General features: G+C 70.3%; 8 protein-coding genes and 1 pseudogene. 6 read left to right on the forward strand and 3 right to left on the reverse strand.

Annotation, left to right across the window (positions count from 1 at the left end):
• Window positions 1-101: 101 nt before the first annotated feature.
• The gene (locus ABZ449_RS32175; protein WP_360353218.1) at window positions 102-263 is read left to right on the forward strand and encodes a hypothetical protein; all 162 of its coding nucleotides are present in this window, start codon (window positions 102-104) and stop codon (window positions 261-263) included.
• Between the two features lie 109 nt (window positions 264-372).
• The gene (locus ABZ449_RS32180) at window positions 373-948 is read left to right on the forward strand and encodes an NUDIX hydrolase (RefSeq protein WP_360353220.1); all 576 of its coding nucleotides are present in this window, start codon (window positions 373-375) and stop codon (window positions 946-948) included.
• Between the two features lie 59 nt (window positions 949-1,007).
• Here ABZ449_RS32180 and ABZ449_RS32185 read toward each other — a convergent pair whose 3' ends face one another.
• Genes ABZ449_RS32185 through ABZ449_RS32195 form a run of 3 tightly spaced genes read right to left on the reverse strand, consistent with a single transcriptional unit; the run spans window position 1,008 to window position 14,448 of the window.
• Window positions 1,008-5,105 (reverse strand): DNA methyltransferase, encoded by a 4,098-nt coding sequence (locus tag ABZ449_RS32185; RefSeq protein ID WP_360353221.1) that lies wholly within the window; start codon window positions 5,103-5,105, stop codon window positions 1,008-1,010.
• Window positions 5,105-8,050, reverse strand: a complete 2,946-nt coding sequence (locus ABZ449_RS32190; RefSeq protein WP_360353223.1) for a DEAD/DEAH box helicase — start codon at window positions 8,048-8,050, stop codon at window positions 5,105-5,107. The genes ABZ449_RS32185 and ABZ449_RS32190 overlap by 1 nt, the downstream gene beginning before the upstream one ends.
• 56 nt (window positions 8,051-8,106) lie before the next feature.
• On the reverse strand, window positions 8,107-14,448 hold the full coding sequence (locus ABZ449_RS32195) for a protein kinase (protein WP_360353225.1): 6,342 nt from the start codon (window positions 14,446-14,448) through the stop codon (window positions 8,107-8,109).
• A gap of 252 nt (window positions 14,449-14,700) precedes the next feature.
• On the opposite strand from ABZ449_RS32195, the gene ABZ449_RS32200 reads away from it, so the two are divergent.
• The 4 genes and pseudogenes from ABZ449_RS32200 to ABZ449_RS32215 all read left to right on the forward strand — a co-directional run.
• The gene (locus ABZ449_RS32200) at window positions 14,701-16,404 is read left to right on the forward strand and encodes an N-6 DNA methylase (protein WP_360353239.1); all 1,704 of its coding nucleotides are present in this window, start codon (window positions 14,701-14,703) and stop codon (window positions 16,402-16,404) included.
• Window positions 16,405-16,577: 173 nt separating this feature from the next.
• A complete protein-coding gene (locus ABZ449_RS32205) occupies window positions 16,578-19,214 on the forward strand; it encodes a tetratricopeptide repeat protein (RefSeq protein WP_360353227.1) in 2,637 nt (878 codons plus the stop codon).
• Window positions 19,215-19,266: 52 nt separating this feature from the next.
• Window positions 19,267-20,226, forward strand: a complete 960-nt coding sequence (locus ABZ449_RS32210) for a Gfo/Idh/MocA family oxidoreductase (RefSeq protein ID WP_360353228.1) — start codon at window positions 19,267-19,269, stop codon at window positions 20,224-20,226.
• A gap of 107 nt (window positions 20,227-20,333) precedes the next feature.
• Window positions 20,334-20,504, forward strand: a pseudogene (locus tag ABZ449_RS32215) (pirin family protein); the annotation flags it as partial.
• Between the last annotated feature and the right edge of the window lie 192 nt (window positions 20,505-20,696).

The following is a 20,696-nucleotide window of genomic DNA, read 5'->3' on the forward strand; positions in this document are numbered from 1 at the left end:
AGGTGGCGGCGGGTCCTCCGAGGGCGACAACACCTCGAACGGCAAGGGCCCGACGGGCGACGATGGAAGTCGGTGAGGGCGGGGCGGCGGAGGGCGTCTACATGGACTGCTTGGATGGGCTCTACTACCTCCACTCCGAGCGCGGTGGCTGCGAGTGGACCACCAGGCCGGAGAACGTCCAGCAGTTGGGTGCCGCCCGCTTCGTCAACGTGCAGCACCCGAGCCGGCCGCGTTCGGACGGCTCGATCGGAGACGTCGCGTGAAGCCCCGACTCGGTGTGATGGCGCCGCTGTTGTACGCCATCGTCGTGGCGCTCAGCGCACTCGTCGCCCTCGCGGTCGGCTGGCCCATCCGGCACGGACCCATCGGGCCGTGGCTCCTGGTCGGCGGGCTCGTCCTCGCGACCGGAGTGATCGGCGCGCTGCCGGTTCCTCTCTCGTTCAACCCTCCTGGAGAAACCGTGATGACCTCCCTGCCCAGAATTCTGACCGACCCGCCGGGCCGGCTCCCGGCCACCAGGCCCTCATCCTCAACCGCGGCGGGGCCGTCCTCTTGGTCGGCACCACCTGCAAGAGCGGCCTGACCCCTCCCGGCGGCAGCGCCGAGCGCAACGAACTCCCGCACCTCGCCGCCCGACGGCACATCGAGACCGAGACCGGCCTCGCCCTGCCGCTCGCCCGCGTTCTGGCCGTGGACTACGTGAACATGCAACTCCTGCCCGAGGGCATGAACTTCGTCTACTGGGGTGGCCGACTCGTGCCGACCCAGGAGCAGATCGTGAGACGCCACCGGCCGCCGGCGGAGATCGTCGAACTCCGCTGGGCCCGCCGTGCCGAGCTCGGCGGCCTGATGGAGGTTGACCAGCACCGGCGGGTGGAGCATGCCCTCGACGCCCTCAGTCGGGGCGCCCACCTGCAGATGCTCCTCCGGGGCGTCCCGGCGGCGTAGGTGCGGAGATGCACTTGCCCGCCTGGCGTCATGCGCCAGGCGGGCAAGAGCGTTGACGGCTACGCGTCGGCGGCAGGGTGGCGGGGCCCCTGGCCGGGCGGCGGGTTGAGCGTGGAACGGTAACTGCCGGACTCGCCCTCGGTCAGCGGATTCTCCAGAGTCAGCCCGGCGGCGGCCATCCGGTCGTACTCGGCGAGGATGAGCTCCTTGGTGCGGTAGGCGCCGTGGGCCTTGATGTCGTTGTCGCGGGTGACGTTGAAGGTGTCGAGGATGTACGCGGTGTCGTCGCGCGAGATTCCGTAGAGGTGGAAGAACAACGCGTCCAGCTCGGCGCGGATCACCGCCCGGCGCTCGGGATCCCAGCGGAACGGTGCACCCGTGTCACCGAGGTCGTGCGCGAAGGGCCCCATATCGGTTGCAGTGTAGGTGAGTTCCAGGACGCGTGGAGTGATAAACCCTGAGTGGGGCAGGAGCTGGTGTGGGGCGGGGACGGCCAGCTGTCGCACGATGAAGAAGCTCATGGATGTGCCGCCAACGGACTGTCGAGCCACGTAATCAACGACAAAAGAAGACCAGACCGCCGTAAGCAGCGCTGCGTGTGGGGAGAGAGCCAGCAGGAACTTGTGGCCGAATCCGTGGGCCGGAGCGACAGCCGCGATCAGCGTGCGCTCATCGCTCGAGCGACAGATGTCGCGCCAACCGAAGACCCACTCCCGATCCCACCCCTTGGCTGCCAGGCGACTGCGGACACCTTGCGCTTTGATCTCCCGGCCGGACTTGTCAATTTCGCCAGTAGGGGTGTCCTCTTCGGAGACCCAGTAGCGAGGCAGAGGGACGGCGCGTGGGTCTTGATGCTGTTCCACGGTGAAACGAGGGAGCGTGCCGACGGCGAGCTGCTTCTCAGTCGCGTTCTCGTATGTGGAGAAGCGGTGGTCGTAGTGGTGGAGCATCTTCGCCTCGTATAGCGGGAGCATGCGCGATCCAGCCTTGACGAACGTACTGCCCTCTGCGTGCCAGTCATCGGCGATGAGGTTCTCGCGGGTGTGAAACTTGTCGGAGTCCGTGTTCATCATGATCATGAGCTGGAACTTCATGTCCCACGGGTTGCCGTCAACATCGCTTTCTTTGATCAGTACCGGGGTGCGCCGGTAGATGCCCAGTGTGATTTCCATGTCGCGGCGGGAGCGGAAGACTGGGCAGGTTCCGGTGTTCGGGTTGAGGATTTGAATGTCGCGGCCTGTCAGAGGATAGGATCGTTCAGGAATCTGATCGACCTGCCTGAGTCGGAAGGCGATGGGGACCGGGGCCTCCGTGGAGCCTGATCCCGCCATGCAGAACAGGGCGAAGTTCACGCTGTGGTGGACGCCGGGAAAGACCTTCTCCTCGTTTTCGAAACCGTACAGCGCGACCAGGTGACCATGGGTTACTAGATCCTTGAAGAAGTACTGATTGAACGAGTCCGTGGCGATTCCTGAGGGCACAATCTGACCGCTCCGTCCGCGAACGGCCATGACGGTGCGAGCGTGTTCCGTGAAGAGTGAGTACGTGTTGAGTCGTCCGTATGCGGTCAGGGGGAATCGCCCAGAGCTGTGTGCGAAGTGTTTGAACCCGTCATTCTTGCGTTGTTCCTGCTTGAAGCGCGCATACAGTTCGGGGTCCTCGGTGGACAGCAGGTCGATCTTTTTGTTGCGGGCGGTCATGTTCGCCGCTTCAGCGATGTCCACTCGCTTTGCCGCGAAGAACTCGCGTGCGTCTACCTGAACTTGATCCCATGGAGGGTTCCCCACGACTGCGTCGAAGCCGCCGACCCATCCTGTTCCCGCCTGTACGTCCGCACTCGACTCCGGAACGGTGAACACCTCCGGGAACTCCAGGTGCCAGTGGAAGAAATGGTACTGATCGCGGAGCTTGGTGATCATGGAGTGAGTGTCGTCCGGTACCGCCGACTGGTTGCGGCCCCGAAGGGAGCGGAAGAGCTGGTCTGTCGGCGCCGCCGGAGCCCCGATGTGCTTTGGCCATACGAAGGCGGCGCACCAGGCGTCGGCGGCGTGCAGATCCTGAACGTACGTCGCCGACTCGACGTAGCCGCGATATGCCGCCTCCTGAGCCTGCACCTGCTCCAGGAGATCGGATGGCGCCGCCGTGATGCGGGTGAGTTCGGCGGCGTAGCGATCGTTGCCCGGGAGAGTGTCCGTGTCAAACAGGAGTTCGTCCGCACCTCCCCGCTGGGCTCTGTTGCGCTTGGCGAGACCTGCCGCGTACTTCTTGTCGTCGCCCTCGATCGCCTTGAACGCGTCCTCGGGGATGCCGTCGGCCAGCAGCTTGGGCGTCGCGCCGATCAGGCCGTTGCCGTGTTTGATATGCGCATCCAGGAAGCCGAGCGCCTTGCCGGGCTCCAGGGCCTCCAGCCACAGCGACACCTTGGCCAAGTCGACGGCCATCGGGTTGAGGTCGACGCCGTAGATGCATCGTGCCACAACCTCGTGCAGGGCGTGCCGGACGGCGTCTGTCGTCGGCTCGGGGTTGCGCTCGCGCACAGCCGCGATGCGTTTGGCGATACGCCGTGCGGAAGCGACCAGGAAGTGCCCGGACCCGCAGGCCGGGTCGCAGACCGTCAGCGACAGCAGCTCGGCGACGATGTCCTCCGTCGCGTCTGCACGCTCGGCTTCCTTCGCGCGCTGCTCGCCACGCTTCACGGCATCGTCTATCACCGGGTTCAGCGTCGTGTCGAGCAGGCACTCGATGAGCGAGGACGGCGTGTAGTAACTGCCGGTCGTCTTCCGGCTGTTGCCGGCGACCTCAACCAGTTCGAAGCTACGGTCCGTCGCCGAGTGCTTGGGCTCCAGCTCCAGCAGGGATTCGTAGACCGATCCCAGTTCCTCCGCGTCCAGGTGCCGGTAGTCCACCGCCCGCCACCGGCGGGCGCCGACGTCCCGGACCTGCGCGAGGTGGCGCACCGCCGTGAGCAGCGCCTCGTTGGAGAGCTTCAGCCCGTCGAGCGGCGCGTCCGCGCCGGTGTGGGAGAATAGGCCACCAAGGCCCGGCAGACCCAGCTCCTCCCGGCCGCCCGGGGTGCCGAGCGCGGTGAGCACGATCCGCAGCGCCTCGTACAGGTCGCCGTGGGCGGTGCCCTGACGTCGGCGGGCATGGGATCGAAGCCGCGCGGAGGAGAAGTACTTCTGGTAGGTCTCGCGCTGCCCCTCGGTCGCATCAGGATGGATCAGGGCGTCGCGGTCCTCGGCGACGAAGACGAACAGCAGACGGTAGACGAGACGCAGAAGGGCGTCGCGGAGGGCTTTCGGATCGGTGTCCTCGCGCAGCGCACCGTTGTCCGGGTGGCGCAGGAAGCCGGTGCCCAGCACCGTGAGCGCGTTCTGCACGCCGAGGCGCAACTGGTCGAGTGCCCGGGCGCCCGAAGTGACGGCCTCCGCGCGCCACTTCTCCAGCCAGCTGGCCGAGGCCGGGGCATCCTCCGGTACCGAGAACCGAGAGGCGTGCAACACGGAGTACAGCAAGACGAACTCGCTGAACAGCTCGCCGTCGAAGAGCGCTTCGAGATCGAACTCGACGTAGGCGGCAGTCGCGAAGGACGACGAATCGCGCAGCAGGCGCAGGCGGCGGCCGTTGGTCAGGACGGCCCACAGATGCGCCTCGGTCCGATTCAGGCAGTCCTGGAGCATGGACTGCGGCGGCATCTGTCCTGCCACGGCCCGCTTGTCGAGCTCCTGGTTCCACGGGATCTGGTGGATCAGGGCCGGGCCGTGGCGGTGGCTGACCGGGAAACGGTGCCCGGCATCCGCGTCGGCGGTGATGCCTTCCGCGCCGACCACTGTCAGCGTGCCGAAGTCGAGCTTGCGGAACAGCTGCGCAAGCCAGTCCGTCCCCGCCCGCCCGGTCGGGTCGGCGGCGGGCGCGCCCGTCTTTGGATCGGACGGCAGGGCCTCGCGCAACTCGCGCCAGAGCGGCTTCAGGTACTCCCAGGCCCGCTCGGCCTCGTCCCGCACCGGGACGGACGCGGGCAGCCCGTAGTCGGCCGGCTTGGTGCCCGGCAGGTTCCGGGCCTCCGCGATGCGCAGCAGCATGTCGGTGGGGAGCAGGCCGCCGACCGTGGTGACGGCGGTGAAGGCCTGGGCGGTGCGGGTGGTGGCGGCGGACATCAGGCGACGGCTCCAGCGGACGGGACGGCGGCGGGCGCGGGGTTGGCGGGCAGGTAGACGTACACGCCGAGGACGTCGGCGTCCTCCTGGGGCACGACCTTCAGGCCGCGGACGATCTCGTCGCTGGCCTTGCGGACCCGCCGGTGCGACGTGTCGAGCTCGGCGGCGAGGATCTTGCCGTACTCCTTCAGGTGGTCCGTCAGCCCGCCCAGACCGTCGAGGGTCCGGGCGGTCTGGTTGCGGGCCAGCTGCGGGTTGGTGTTGGCCGAGGCGCGCGCCGCCAGCAGGTCGGCCGCGGCCTCGTCGCTCAGCCAGCGGGCCCGGGCCGGCATGCCCTCGAAAGCGAGCAGCCGCGCGTCCTCGGCGACGATCTGCTTCTCGCCGCTGCGCGACGGCAGCGTCAGGTGGAAGCGGTACCGGACCAGCAGCAGCGTGGTGCGCACCGTCACCGCGTCCGTGGTGACCACGCCGCACCGGCGCGCGGGCCGCGGACCGGGGGTGTTGGCGTCGAGCGCGGAGTCGAGGACGTACGAGGCGATCGAGCCGACCGCCGGGTCGGTGCGGACCAGTGCCGCCTCGCCCCGACCGATCGCCGGTTCGGTGTGGAACGGGATCTCGCGGTCCTCCTCGACGATCCGCCCGCCCAGTGTGGCGGCCAGCGCGTCGCGCAGGCCCGCCGGTGTTCCGCCGACCTGCGCCGTGAAGTCCCCGGAGCCGTCGCGCGGGTCGCGGACCAGGGCCTCCAGCCCGTGCAGCGCCGCCAGGGTGAACTCGCGCACCTCTTCCGCCCCGCCCAGCGCCGCCCGGACCGCGGCCACCTCGCGGGCGACCTCCTCCGGGTGGATGGAGCGCTGCGCGTACTTGGAGCGGGAGGTCCGCTCGCGCTCCGCCGCCGAGTTCCACTCCCGCTCGGCCCGGTCGAAGGTCTCCTGGGCGCCGGGCAGGTCGAACAGGCTGTCCTGGACGCCCTGCCGACCGTGCAGCAGCAGCCACTCCACGATGGCGTCGGTGACGCCCGAGGCGGTCTCGTCCGGGACGGACACCGAGATGCCGAGGTCCTTCTGGATCTGCCGGTGCTTGGCGAACAGCACCTCCAGCACCTTGCCGTCGATGCCGTTGTCCTCGCCGAACATGGTGATGACGCGGACCTGGTCGCGCTTCTGCCCGTACCGGTCGACGCGGCCCTCGCGCTGGTCGTGGCGGGTCGGGTTCCAGGCGAGGTCGTAGTGGACGACGGCGTCGAAGTGGTGCTGGAGGTTGACGCCCTCGGAGAGACAGTCGGTGGCGATCAGCACCCGGCGGACGGCCGGGTCGTCGGCGCCCTCGGCGCCGAGCTCCTCGATGCGCTCCAGTCGCTGCTGCGGGGAGAGGGTGCCGGTGACGGCCGCGACCCTGGCCTTCTTGCCGAGCGCCCCGCTCAGCTCCTCCGCGAGGTACTCGGCGGTCGGGATGTAGCGGCAGAAGACGATCGGGTGGTAGCCGTCCGCGAGCAGCGACTTGAGGTGCTTGACCAGTGCCTTCAGCTTCGCGTCCTGTTGCGTTCCCTCCAGCGCCTTCGCCCGCTCGGCCAGCTCCTTCAGACGTGCTCCGGCGTCCTCGGTCTCGCTGGCGCCGGGGGCGACGTCCAGGCCTTCGAGGGTGTCGCTGTCGGCGGCATCGCTGTTCAGGGGCGCGCCCAGCGCGTCCGCCTCCTGGGGGGTGCGGGCGGCGGCCGAGGCCGAGCGGGTCCTGAGGGTCTGGGCGGCGGCGCGGGGCGAGGAGACCATCGAGCGCAGCAGCGCGATCACCGACCACCAGGCGATCCGTGCCTCGCGCCCGCCCTCGCCGCCGGCGGCCCGGACCCGCTCGCCGGCGTAGGCGATCGCGTCGTCGAGCAGGGCCCGGTAGCCGGGGGCGAGCTTGTACGGCTCGTCCTTCGTCCAGCGGTCGGACGGGAAGGCCGTGCGCTCGGCGAGTGAGTCGTCGGCGAGGCCGTCCTCCTTGGTGAGGTAACTGCGGACGTCGGCGCGCTTGCGGGCGACGAAGTGTTCGGCGAGCTTGGCCCGGTGGGCCGGGTTGTCCAGGTTCAGGTTCGCCAGCTCGGGCCTGACCAGGCCGAGCAGGTTGCGGAACGCGGACTCCTTGCCGGAGTGCGGGGTCGCGGTGAGCAGCACCAGGTGCCGCTCGGGATCGCCGGCCACACGCTGCAGCAGCTCGTAACGGAGCTGGTTGGCACCGGACTTGGACCCGTTCTGGGCATCGTCGGCGGCGACACAGGTGTGCGCCTCGTCGACGATGACCAGGTCGGGGCAGCGGCGGTAGAAGTCCTCCCGGTGGCGGGTGGACTTGATGAAGTCGCTCGAGATGATCGTGTACGGGTGCTTGTCGAAGATCGACTGGCCGAGCTCCAGACCGCGCTCCAGCCGGGAGACCGTGGAGGAGAGCACGAGCTCGGCGTCGATGCCGAACTTCTCCCGCAGCTCGCCCTGCCACTGCTCGGCCAGCGCGGGGGAGCAGAGCACGGCCAGCCGGCTCGCCTCGCCCTGCTCCAGCAGCTCCTTGGCGATCAGGCCCGCCTCGACGGTCTTGCCGATGCCGACGTCGTCCGAGATCAGCAGCCGGACGGTGCTCTGCCGCAGCGCCATCAGCAGCGGCACCAGCTGGTAGGCGCGCGGCTCCACCGCGATGGAGGCCAGCGAGCGGAACGGTCCGGCGCCCGAGCGGAAGCCGATCCGCAGGGCGGTGCGCAGCAGCCCGGCGGCGTACTGGCCGCCCAGGTCCTCCGGGCCGGGGGCGGCGAACTTGGCCTCCTCGACGTCCTCGAAGGCGGGGAAGACGGCGGCGATGTCGTCGTCGCCGCCGCCCAGCGGACGCAGCACCAGCAGGTCGGCGGCGCTCTCGGGCAGCACCACCCAGTCCCGGCCGCGGGCGGTCACCAGCGAGCCGGCCGTGTACGTGGGGCTCATGGAGTGTCTCGGTTCCTTACGGTGTGGTCGGCGGGTCGGGGTGTCAGGTCGGGGCGTCAGCGGGTGCGGAAGTAGTCGGCGTTCTTCTCGACGACGGCGTCCCAGTCTCCACCGACGGGGAAGCGCAGGACGTCCCAGCTGTTTTCCTGGAGCCGGTCCGCGGCCTCGTCGTCGCGGGTGGCGTCGTCGCCGTGGGCCGGGCCGTCGACGAAGACGGCCACGTTGGCGCCGTCGACCCGGAAGATCAGGTCGGGCTTGGCCGCGGCCTCCGGGACGAAGGCGGACACCTCGTCCGGCAGCCGGTGTCCCTTGGCCTTCAGCCAGCCGAGCAGGTCCCCGGCGGCGACGAGCGCGGCGACGTCGGTCTCCAGCCCGCCGGCCGGCCCGGTCCCGGAACCGTCGCCGGGCGCAGCGGCCGCCAGCAGCCGGTACCGCTCGCTGCGCGACTCGCCGCGGGCCTCGCGCTCGGTCCGTGCCGTCGCGAGCCGCAGCAGCAGCGGACGGGCCGCGTGGCGGCTGAGCTGGCGGTGGTGGCCCTGGTTGCCGTAGGTGAGGAGGCACTCGTAGCAGCCGCGGGCGCACTCCTCGCCCTCGGCGGGGCCGCCCCGGTCGGCCCCGTCTGCCGGGTCGAAGTGGCAGAGGTCCAGCGCGGTCCGGGCCGCCCGGGCGAGCGCGTCGCGGTCGTGCTGGAGCCGGCGCAGCACACCGGCGCCGCCCTCCGCGGCCTCGGTGAGGAGGATCCGGCGGCGCGGACCGTCGTCCGGGGGCAGGAGCTCGGCGGTCAGCTCGGCGTCCTCCAGCTCGAAGGCCGCCTCGATGCCGCGCTCCAGCGCGTACATGAACGACAGCGCGATCGGCTCCGGCTGGGCCTCGTCGAGGGTGACGACGAGGATGTTGCGGCGGTCCTCGACGTAGGGCAGGACCCGCTTCTTGCGGCGCTTCTCGTTGCCGTCCTCGTCGACGACCGGCAGGCCGGTGCCCTCGATGGCGTCGGCGGCGGCCTTGTCGTTGAGCCAGCGGCCGTCGCCGAGGTCGAGCCAGTAGCCGTCCGGCACGTTCTGCCGGTCCCGGACCCGGCCCAGGTTGGTGATCCGGACGGTGGCGGAGTCGCCGTAGTCGACGGTGAGCACCGGGGCGCCGCCGACGTCGGCGACGTGCGAGGTGAGACGGCCCTTGCGGTCACCGTGGTCCTGGAAGGCGTAGGAGGTTTCCAGGCGGAATCCGGCCCGGCGGCGCTCCTCCTCGTCGGAGGAGATCCGCTCGCGCGGGGTGGTGTAGACGGTGCGCAGCTGGAGCAGGCCGCCGCGCGGGTTGGGCAGGCGCTCCCCGCACATCTCGCAGACGTCGATGCCGGGCTGCACCTCGTGGTGGTAGCCGCAGCCGGCGCAGCGCCGGGACTCGGCCGTCGCCAGATCGCCCGAGGCGTCCGGCGGCAGCTGGACCCGGGTCACCTGGTAGCGGGCGCCCTCGTGGTAGATCAGCGCCCCGGGGCCGAACTCGCGGATGGCGAGGAAGCGGGGACGCTGGAGGTAGTCGCCGTCGCTGTTGCGGCGGTTGCCGGAGCGCGCGATGTAGGCGGCCAGCGGCAGGCGCGGGAAGCTGTAGCCGGGAAGGAAGCCCTCGGAGGCGAGGTAGCGGTAGGGGTTGAAGTCACTCATCACGGACTTGGCGTCCGTGGAGCGGTTCAGCAGCAGGTCCCGCTGGGTCTCGGCCTCGCGGCGGCGCGAACGGGCGCGCGACTGCTCGCCGTTGCTCAGGGTGGTGTCGACGACCCGCCGGTTCTGCTCGTACTGGTCGAGGACGGCGGCGCGGAACAACAGCCGCCACCGGCCGAAGGCGGCGTCGAAGGTGCCCGGGGCCTTGTCGATCTGGATCTCGATCCAGTCGTCGTACCACCAGGTGGTGTCCTCGAAGGCGGGGATGAGCGGGGCCAGCACGGTACGGGCGGCCGCGACCGCGCGGCGCCGCGCGCTCTCGTCGAGGGACAGGTCCCGGATGTCGGGGAGCAGCGGCAGCGGCATCTCCGGATCGGGGCGCTCCTCGCCGTCGGGGTCGTAGGCGACGTCGATCACGTCGGGGACGGCGCGCCCGAGCCTCATGCCCGTCTCGGCCAGCCAGATGGCCTGGAGGTGGGAACGGACCAGGTCCTCGTTGGCGAGGTCCAGACGCGGCGGGGCGACCTGGCCGGCGACCATGTCCCGTGAGCGGCGGAAGTAGTACTGGTCGTGGCTGTTGCCGGTCGCGCAGTAGGTGGTCACCAGCGCGGGCTGCCCGGACCGCCCGGCGCGTCCGGAGCGCTGGGCGTAGTTGGCGGGCGTCGGGGGCACGTTGCGCATCATGACGGCGTTGAGCGAGGAGATGTCCACGCCCAGCTCCATCGTCGGCGAGCAGTACATCAGCGGCAGGTCGGCCTCGTAGAAGTCCTGCTCGCGCTGCTGGCGCTCCTCCGGGGTGACCTGCGCGGTGTGCTCACGGGCGAACAGCCCGGCGAGCCCGGTGGCCGCGTCCCGGTACAGGCGACGGAAGAAGGGGTTGACGCGCGGCCCCTCCCCACTGTTGTAGGTGCGGGTCAGCGGGTCGAGGGCGCCGATGTCCCCGGTGCCCGCGCGCCAGACCAGCACGGCGGCGGAGACCCGGTACCCCGTGCGCTTCTCGGCGGCGCGGCGGCGGAAGGCCGGCCCGGAACTCTCCGGTGCGACCTCCACCTCGTTCACCAGCCCGGCGTCGCGGAGCACCCCGAGCAGCTCCGCGATGACCTGCTGGAGGTCCACCGGATCGAGTCCGCGGAAGGCGGGAACCGTGCGCCGCAGGTACTTGCCGAACTTGCCGCGCGAGGACAGGAACAGCGCGGACCGCTCCAGACCGGGCCGGGAGGCGGACGGATAGGCGGTGCCGATGGCGGGCCGGTCGCTCTCCGAGAGCACCCAGGCACCGGTCAGCCGTTCCTCGCTGGCGCGCTGGAGAGCGTCGAAATCGTCGCGGAAGTACTGCACGTCGACGGCGAGCGCCCGGCGCATGAAGTCCAGCAGGGTCCGCGCGACCTCGGCGCGCAGCGCCGGCTCGGCGTCGCGCAGGGCGGCGTGCGAGGCCTGCCAGCGCTCCTGCTCGGCGGCGATCCACTCCAGGTCCTCGTACTCGATGCGGAGCAGGCCCGTCTGCTCCAGGTTCGGCATGGTGATCCGCCACCCGCGCTCCAGATCGCGGTAGAGCCGGTATCCGACGACGTCGCGGAAGGTCTTGGTGGCCCGCCGCTCCAGAGCCGGGGCCAGCTTCGCGTTACCGGTGTACTCGTACGGGGCGAGGCCCATCACCTCGGTGACCGCCTGCGCCAGGTCGTCGTGGTGCAGGCCGTCCTCACCGGCCCGCAGCGCCGCCTGGTACAGGGCGCCGCGCAACTGCGTGACCTGGGCGAAGTCGTTGAAGTGCCCGGCCTGGAGGGAGGCGTCCTGCCGGTTGTCGACGAAGGTGAGCAGCTTGCGGGCCCGCTTGGACAGCACCTCCGCCGGGACCTCGCGCAGCGACTTCACGATCGTCGCGGAGATCACGGAGGTCGCGGAGGAGCGGCCTTCCTGGTCGAGGGTGGCGAGCTTGGCGAAGTCCCGGCCGCGGGTCTGTTCGTAGGAGATCTGGCAGTGCAGGCAGAACAGGAAGGGCGCGGGGACGAACGCGGCCACCAGCCCCTCGCCCGACTCCCGGCCGTGCGGGTCGACCACGACGCGCTGCGGCAGCCGAGGGCGGTAGGACTTCTTGACCGTGTTCACGCCCTGGGTGTCCGGCTCAAGCCAGGACTCGGGGAGCCGGCGGTCGTCCACCGCCCGCTGCGGGTCGGCCGGCCACTCGTAGTCCTCGCCGGGCACGCCGATGTAGAGGTAGCCCTCGCCGTCGCGCCCGCCGGAGGCGGAGGTGTCGCGGCGCGGCTCGTAGCGGACCGCGCCGTCCTCGGTGCAGCGCCACACGGTGACGTACTCCTGGCCGCACTCGCGGCAGAACGCCAGCGGGAAGAGCGGCCTGCCGTCGCTTCCGGGCTGCTCCAGCTGGTAGGTGCGGGTCAGCGGGCGGGTGAGCGGGTCCTCCAGGGTCGTGTAGACGGTGTCGCCCTTGGAGAGGAACTGGTGCAGCCGGAACGCGAACAACGGCCGGTCACTGACGGGGTGCTTGGCCTGGGAGCCGGCTTCCAGCGTCGCCCTGATCGCCTCCTGGACGGTCTCCTCCGGGACCCCGGAGGCTGCGGAGAGTTCGGCCGCGGCCTCCTCGATCTTGCCGGGGGAGCGGCGCCGGAGCCGGCCGGTCCCCTCCTCGCGCTCCAGCCCGAACCGGGACTCGATCCAGCGGGCCAGCGGGTCCTTCGTCAGCGCCTCGTACCCGCGGGGTGCGGCGACGGCCCGCAGCCGCTCGACCGGGACGGTCGCGGGCGGTTCCTCGGTGGCGCGGACGAGGGTCTCGCCGATCACCCGCCGGGGCAGGATGGTGGTGCCGAAGAGCCGACCGGCGACCTTGGCGACCTCCCGCTGCTGCTCCTCCCAGCTGCCCTCGGTCGACATGGTCGCGGACGTGCCGACGCACTGGAGCGTGTCCGCCGCCCGGCAGGCCTCGCGGACCCGGCGGATGAGCAGGGCGACGTCGGCGCCCTGCCGGCCGCGGTAGGTGTGCAGCTCGTCGAAGACCAGGAACTGCAGGCCCTCGGCCATCCGGACCAGGCTGTCCCGGTCGCCGGGACGGGTGAGCATCAGCTCCAGCATCACGTAGTTGGTGAGCAGGATGTCCGGCGGGTTCTTCCGGATCTCGTCGCGCCGCTCGTCGCTCTCCTGCCCGGTGTAGCGGGCGAAGGTGACCGGCTCGCGGCCCTCGCCGAACCCGTACCGCAGGAACTTCTCCAACTCCTTGAGCTGGGAGTTGGCCAGGGCGTTCATCGGGTACACGACGATCGCGCGCACCCGTCCCGCGGTGCCGGGCCCCGCCGCCGCGCGCTCCCTCAGTACGCGGTCGACGATCGGGACGATGTAGGAGAGCGACTTGCCGGAGCCGGTGCCTGTGGTGAGCACGTAGGAGTCGCCGGCCCGGGCCGCCTCGATCGCCTCGCGCTGATGGCGGTGGAAGGGGATCGGCCGGCCGTCCGGGCGGCGCGAGGTCTCCTTCTTGCCCGTCTGGAAGATCTCGGCGCACTTCGGGTGGAGGATGTCGTCCCGGACCAGGGCGTCGACCTGGCCACCGTCCGCGAAGAAGGGGTTGAGGGAGAGCCACGGGTCGGGCCACTGCGACTTGCCCGCCAGGTCGTCCTCGATGAAGCCGGCGATCCGGCCGTCCCGGACGACCGCGGCGCCCTTGGTGAAGCGCTCGTACTCGTCGATCAGGGTCTCGTGGATGCCGAAGACGTCCATCGCGTCCGGCAGCCTGCGGAGCGGGCGCGGAACCGGCACGGGGGCGGCCGGCGTGGGCTCGCGGAACTCGGTGCGCAGCCGCTCGACCGGGTCCATCGCCCTCCAGTGCGGGGGGAGCAGGGCGGCGGTCTCGTCCGGGGCCAGGGCGAGCGGGACCAGCGCCTCGCGGACCAGAGTCGCGTTCTCCGGCCGGTTGGCCTGGTCCTTCTCCAGCAGACGGGAGACGAGGCGGACCAGCTCGGGCGGCAAGTCCGGGCGGATGACGGTGAGTGGCGGAGGAGTGTCGTGCTGGTGCTGCTGAAAGAGGTCGTAGGGCGTCTTCGCGGAGAAGGGGGGCTTGCCGATCAGCAGCTCGTAGAGGATGCAGCCCAGCGCGTAGAGGTCGGCGGGGGCCGTCACCTGCTCGGCCCGGAACTGCTCCGGGGCCATGTACCGGGCGGTGCCGACGCTCACTCCGGTGCTGGTGAGCCGGGCCTGGTCGGGGTCGTCGACGATCCGGCCCATGCCGAAGTCGAGGATCTTGACCGTGCCGTCGTGGGTGAGCATCACGTTGGCCGGCTTGAGGTCGCGGTGAACGACACCGGCTGCATGCGCCGAGGCCAGCCCGGCCGCGATCTGCGCCGCGATGGCGGCGGCCCAGGAGACCGGGAGCTGGGGCTCCTCCTCGATCAGGTCACCGAGCGGGCTCCCGTCGAGCAGTTCCATCACCAGGTACGGCAGGCTGCCGCCGGTGGCTGGGGTGTCCACGCCGCCGGCGACGAGCCGGGTCAGATTGGGGTGGCGGGGGGAGAGGCGGCGCATGATGTCCACCTCGCGGCGGAAGCGCTCGACCTCCTTGCTGTCCTCGGACGCGTCGATCGCGAGGCCGGTCCGGCTGCGCAGGATCGTCTTCAGGGCGACTTTCCGGTCCGGGGAGCCGTCCGGGGCGTCGAGGTCGATCGCTTCGTGGACTTCCCCCATGTTGCCGCGACCGATAGGTCCCACGACGCTGAACCTGTTTGCGACCGTCCCCAGACCCACTGGCGCTCCCCTGCCTCACGTGTCTTGTTCTCGTCGTGCGCGGCAGACCGGCAGCCTGCTGGCTGCCAGCTTACTCGACGAGCTGTGCACACAATCTATTGCACGTTGACTATGTCAACGCGAGGCTATATAAAGTGACTGCCAACTGCTCCTCGCGCCGCCAGCGCGCTACGGGCGGAGCTGGTGCGTGAGTGATGTCAACACAGTGAGAGCCTCCTGTGTATATGGGTAACGGCGTGTACGGTGGCGGCCATGGAAGACCCTGCGACGTTCGGACCGGTCAGCGACGATGTGCCACCGACACTCGTCACCAGTGCTGAGATCGCCCGTTTGGCGGGTGTCACCCGAGCTGCGGTCTCCAACTGGCGGCGCCGCTACGACGACTTCCCGACGGCCGCAGCCGGAAGCGGTTCGAGCCCGCTCTTCGACTGGCCCGCCGTCCAGGAATGGCTGCGTCGACGCGACCGGCACCAGGAGGTCTCCCTGGAGGTTCAGGCCTGGCAGGCGCTGCGCACTGCGTACGGCGACGCGACTGTGGCTGCCGTGGCGGCTGCGGCGAGGTATCTTGCGGGCACCTCCGAAGGCGAAGCCGGCAGCGACACCGCGGGGACGACCTCACCTCTCCCGGACGCTGTGCAGGGCCTGTTGGACCGACTCGTCGAGGAGTCGGACCCGAGTACCGCGCTGCGCGCACTCACCGACCGGATGGCCGACTCCGTCCGCCGGTCGGGGTCCGATCAGGTCACCTCCCCGCTGATTGTCCGTGCTGTCGGCCACTTCGCGCCGACACCCCAGTCCGGCTGGACCGTGTTCGATCCGGCGTGCGGGATCGGCGCCCTGCTTTTCGCGCTGGAGTCCGAGCACGATCTCGTCCGGGTCGGTCAGGACAGCGATGTCGACGCCGTGGACATTTCCGTTGCTCGTGCCGGTCTCGCCGGTCACGGCGAGGTCCGGATCGCCCACGGCGACTCCCTGCGGTGTGACCGCTATCCGGGGCTCGCCGCGAACCTCGTGCTCTGCGACCCGCCCGTTGCCGCCGGGGACTGGGGGCGGGATGAACTCCTGCTCGACCACCGGTGGGAGTTCGGTACCCCGTCCCGCGCAGAGGGTGAGCTGGCCTGGCTCCAACACGCCTACGCGCACACCGCCCCGGGCGGCCAGGTCCTCATGGTGATGCCTGCCTCCGTCGCCTACCGCAAAGCCGGGCGTCGGATCCGCGCCGAGCTGGTCCGCCGCGGCATCGTCCGCCAGGTCGTGGCCCTTCCTGGCGGGATGGCTTCCGGTCATGTCCTCCCTGTTCACCTGTGGAACCTTCGGCGACCGGTGGACGGCGAACCGCGCCCCGAGAGCGTCCGCTTGATCGACCTGACCGGGAACACCCCCAACGGTCCGCTCCGGCCGACCGACGCACAGACTGTGGATGTTCCGCTGGTGGACCTCCTGGACGACGTCGTCGACCTCACCCCTGCTGTCCACCTGCCCACCGTCCGGCGGGATCTCGCCCACGAGTACGAGCAGGCGCGATCCGAACTCGCCGACGCCCTTGCCGGGCTGCACGGCCGGTTGCCCGAGCTGCGGCGCGGCGACGGCGCCGATTTGTGGGACGGTGCCACCGTCACCGTTTCCGACCTTGTCCGTGCCGGACTCGTCGAACTGCGCGATGGCGAACCCCGGGCGGTAGGCAGCCAGGTCGACCCCGAGTACCTCGACGGATTCCTCCACGCCAGTCCCAACGTCCGCCGCTCGACCTCCCAGAGCGGTTCGTACCGTCTGGACGTCAAGGGCGCCCGCATTCCCCAGCGCGAACTCTCCGTCCAGCGCCGCTACGGCATCGCGTTCCGGGCGCTGCGCGACATGGAGCGCGAGGCCACCAGGCTGGCGCAAGCCGCGCAGCGCCTCGCCGACATCGCCCGCGAAGGGCTGGGCACCGGAGATCTGGAGCCTGACGGAACGTAAGCGGAGCTCCGACCCCGACTCGTGGGTCTTCCCGCGTACGCGACGACATGCTCCTGCCGGTCAGGGCGGCGCCTTGTGGTGTAACACCGGAAACTGACAGGATGTCAGGCCGAATGCTTCTCGCGCGATGCGAGCCGGACGCCTCGCCCTGGCGGCACGGAGAAGGAGGCAGGATGGCACGGGTGAACCTGCGGGCCGTGTTCATGAGCGGCCTGTCGTCCACCGTCACGGCGCAGCAGGTCTTCACCAACCGGGTCGACGAGGTGGCGGCCTTCAATCGGTCGGTGGAGTGCCTGCGCCAGACGTTGGACGAGGCCGAGGTCTCGCCGGTGATGGACCGGGCGCAGGGGCGCCGCAACGTCCTGACGCTGTACGGGGTCGGCGGCATAGGCAAGACGACGCTCTCCCACGAGCTGGAGCGCCGGCTGCTCGCCGACGCGGCGGCCGAGAGCCGAGACGATGTCGTGGCCGTGCGCGTCGACCTCTCCGAGGACGGCGCATGCGACATCGAGGGCCTGCTGTTGCGCCTGCGGGCAGGGTTGGGGCAGTTGGGCACCCGCTGGCAGGCGTTCGACCTGGCTCTCGCTTCGTACTGGGCCCGCGCGCACCCCGGGGAAGCCCTGCAGGACTTCCTCGACTCCTCACCGGCCCTGCGCCGGGCCTCCCGGAGCATCGGACTCGGCGACCAGATCGCGGAGACGGTGCGGGACGTCGACCCCGCCGGGCTCGGCGGGCTGACCGGGCTCGCTCACCGTGCCGCCCTGGCCACCTACCGCGCCGTCCGCGACCGGGTACGCGAGGGGAGGCTGCTGGTCGACTGCGAGCTGTTCGCCGAACTGGTCGAGGCCGACGCGGACTACGAGACGCTCTCCTACTTCCCGTACCTGCTCGCCTGGGACCTCGACCGGCTGCCGCACCGGGGCCAGCCAGCCCGTCGGCCCACGGTGTGCGTGTTCCTGGACACCTTCGAGGTGGTCAACGGGCGCGCCGACCGCGCGGTGGAGCGCCTGATCCAGCGCTGCGCCTATCTGATGCCCAACGTACTATTCGTGATCACGGGCCGGAACCGGGTGGACTGGGCCGACGCTGGCATGGGCGGCGAGCTGGACTTCACCGGCCCGCAGTGCTGGCCCAACCTGCACTTCAGCAACGACACTGTGGAACCCCGTCAACACCTCGTCGGCTACCTCTCGGACTCCGACGCCGACAGTTACCTCCGCGAGGCGCTGGTCCGGGACGGCCAACCCGCCATGTCCGCCGAGGTCCGTCGGCGCATCATCTCCGGAGGCCAGGGGCTGCCGCTGTACCTGGACCTGTCGGTGTCGCACTTCGTCGCGCTCCTCGCCCGCGGCGGGCAGCCGTCGCCGGTCGACTTCGGCGGCTCGTTCACGGCGGTGGCCACCCGGTCGATCCGTGACCTACCCCGAGAGGAACGCGATCTGGTCCGGACCGCGGCGCTCACCGACAGGGTCGGTGCCGAACTGCTGCGGGCCGGACAGCCCGGCGTCTCCGACGGCAGCGTCGCCCGATTCCTGCGTCGGCCGTTCCTGACCCACGACGACGCCTACGCGCTGCCGTACGCCCTGCACGCGGCGCTCCGTCACGCCATCGGGGAGGCGGACCGGACCCTCCCGGACGGCTGGTCCGACCGCGACCGCAGCGAGGTCGCGGCCCGACTGCTCTCCTGGTGGGGACAGCGCCTCGGGCCGGGCGCCGGGCGGGTCGCCGTCGCCCACGCCCTGGAATCCGGGCTCAAGCTCTCGGCGGCCCACGGGGTTTTCGAGGACTGGATGGCCCGTGCGACGCAGCGCTTGGTCGAGGCGGGGCAGTGGTCCGAGCTGGGCGCCGGGCTCACCGTCGAACGGACCGGAACGCCGGAATACCAGGCCGTACTCGCCGCCATACGGGGTGTGCAACTCCGTCGTACGGGCCACGCCGCGCAGGCGGTCGAGGTACTCGGCGAGGCGGGGGAAGGCCTCCCCTTGGGCAGTCCGACCGCGCAGCTGGTGCGGATCCACCTCGCCCACGCGCTGCGCAACCACGGCGACTACACCGAGGCGGCCGAGATCTACCGTGCTCTGGCGGGGGGCGAGTTCGACGCGGCGGCCCGGTACTGGCTCTGCGACTTCGACTATCTCAACGGGCGGTTCGGAACCGCCCTGGGTTCACTGCGGGAACAGCGTAGCCGAGGGCCGGAGGACGAGGGCGAGCGACTCCGGCTGATCGGACACATCTGGCGAGTCAACGCCCGCTTCGACGAAGCGAGTGCCGCGTACGGCGAGGCAATCGGCCTGGCCCGGCGCGAGGGCCTGGCTGCCGCGGAGGCGAAGGCGCTGGCCAACCTGGCGCAGACCGTGTGCTGGTCCGGCGACACGGCAGCGGTGTCGGACGCGGCGGCCCGCGCGCGGAACCTGCTCGACCTGGTGCCCAACCCCGTCGAACTGGTCAAGGTCCGCTCCGCTGAGGCGGTCGCTCACGCGGTGGCCGGTGATGACGGGGCCGCTGTGCAGGCGATAGAGGGCACCCGGCGGCTGGCGGACGGCATCGGGTACCGCGGGGGTCACAACCTGGCCGACGTGGTTCAAGTCCTGCTCCGAGTCCTCGACGGTGACCTCGACGGCGCCCGCCGCACACGGGCCGAGCTCGACGCGCGAACCCGTCGGTCAGGCGGCAACACCTACTGGGTCCCGATCGTGACCAGTTGGATTGAGGGGGTCCAGGCGGCGATGGAGTACGAACCGCGAGTCGAGTGGGTCGACGGCCCGGCCGTGTCGTTGGGCCGGTGGGCGCAGGTAGCCGCGCGACGATGAGACACCGGAGCCCTGAGGTGTAGGGCCGGATCGGACGAGGGGAAGAGTGCTCATGACCAACCCGGGACGCATCGAGTCGGTACGCGTCGGCTTGGTCGGGGTCGGCATCATCGCCGAGACCCACTTCGCCGTCCTTGCCGAACGGCCGGACGTGCAGCTGGAGTTCACAGTCGATCCCCGACCCGCGGCGCCCGTGGAGTTCCGAGGTCGCAGGCCGCCCCACTACGGCGAACTCGCCCGCGCGCTCGACGAGCACCAGCCGGATCTGGTGGTGATCGCCACCCCGACCGAGACGCACGCCGAACTGACGGAGCTGACCCTGCTCCGCTCCACGGGCCGGGTACTGGTGGAGAAGCCGCTCGTGCATGATCGCGGAGCCCTCGCAGCGTTGCGCGACCTGGACGGCAAGGCCGACGTGTGCGGCCGCGTGTTCACCGCTCACCACTTCGCCTTCTCGCCGGAGGTCGACTGGGCGGCAGAGCTGATCGCCGCGCACCCCGACTGGGGGCCGGTCACGACCATCACCTCTGCCTTCTACGATCCCTATGTCCTGCGAGGAGCGGAAGCCTTCGCCTCGTACGTCTCCAGCTGGATGGACTCCGGGGTGAACCAGCTCAGCATGCTCACCCGCTTCGTGGAACTCACCGGACTCACCTCTGCCCGGCAGATGGACGGAGGCGCGAGTGCATGGTGCACAGTGGAATTCCGGTCCCAGGGCGAGATCGGCTCGGCCCGTTTGCGCAGCAGCTGGCTCACTGGCTCCAGCAGCAAGGAGAGTAACCTGGTGCTCGGCCGTTCCGGTGTCGAGGTCTGGATCGACCACACCGCCATGACCGGGTTCGCTGCCCGGGACGGTGAGTTGCTGGCTTCCTTCGGTAACGATGGCCGGACCGCACGGAAGATCGCCCACTACCGCCCGCTCTACGCCAGCTTGCTCTCCGACCGGCCTGATCCGGTACTCGGCTTCGACGCCGCAGCGACGATCACCGCGATCCATCACATGGTGTTGTGAGACCGATAGCCGCCGATCGCGGTCGATCTCCGTCCCGTCCGATGCTGACGATTTGCTGACCGTGGATGCTCCTCCAGGCTTCTGAGCTGGGAAGATATCGACATGTGCTCGGTATGTGGTGGAACTTCATCGGCCGATCCGGTGAGGAGATCGTGCAGGCACGAAACGACTGGGAAAAGGGAATTCGCTTCGGTGAAGTCCACGGCTACGACGGCGCCCGGCTGATGGCGCCGGAGCTTCCCGACATCCCGCTGAAGGTGCGCGGACGTGTGCGCTGACCGGGGACGATACCTCGCTGTCGGCCTCTGTGTCCGCTGCTGTCGACATGGCTTTGGGGGCATCTGGAGGTTCCTGGTGAGCGAGTTCCACTCCTCGTGCCTGCCTCCTTGGAAAGTCAACTCGTAGGGTCGGTCGATTCTCAGGTGTGGGCACCTCTCGCAAGGTCTGCCCGTATCGATGCTGACCCATTG

Source organism: Kitasatospora sp. NPDC005856 (assembly GCF_040629945.1).
In the GTDB taxonomy this organism is placed as follows: domain Bacteria; phylum Actinomycetota; class Actinomycetes; order Streptomycetales; family Streptomycetaceae; genus Kitasatospora.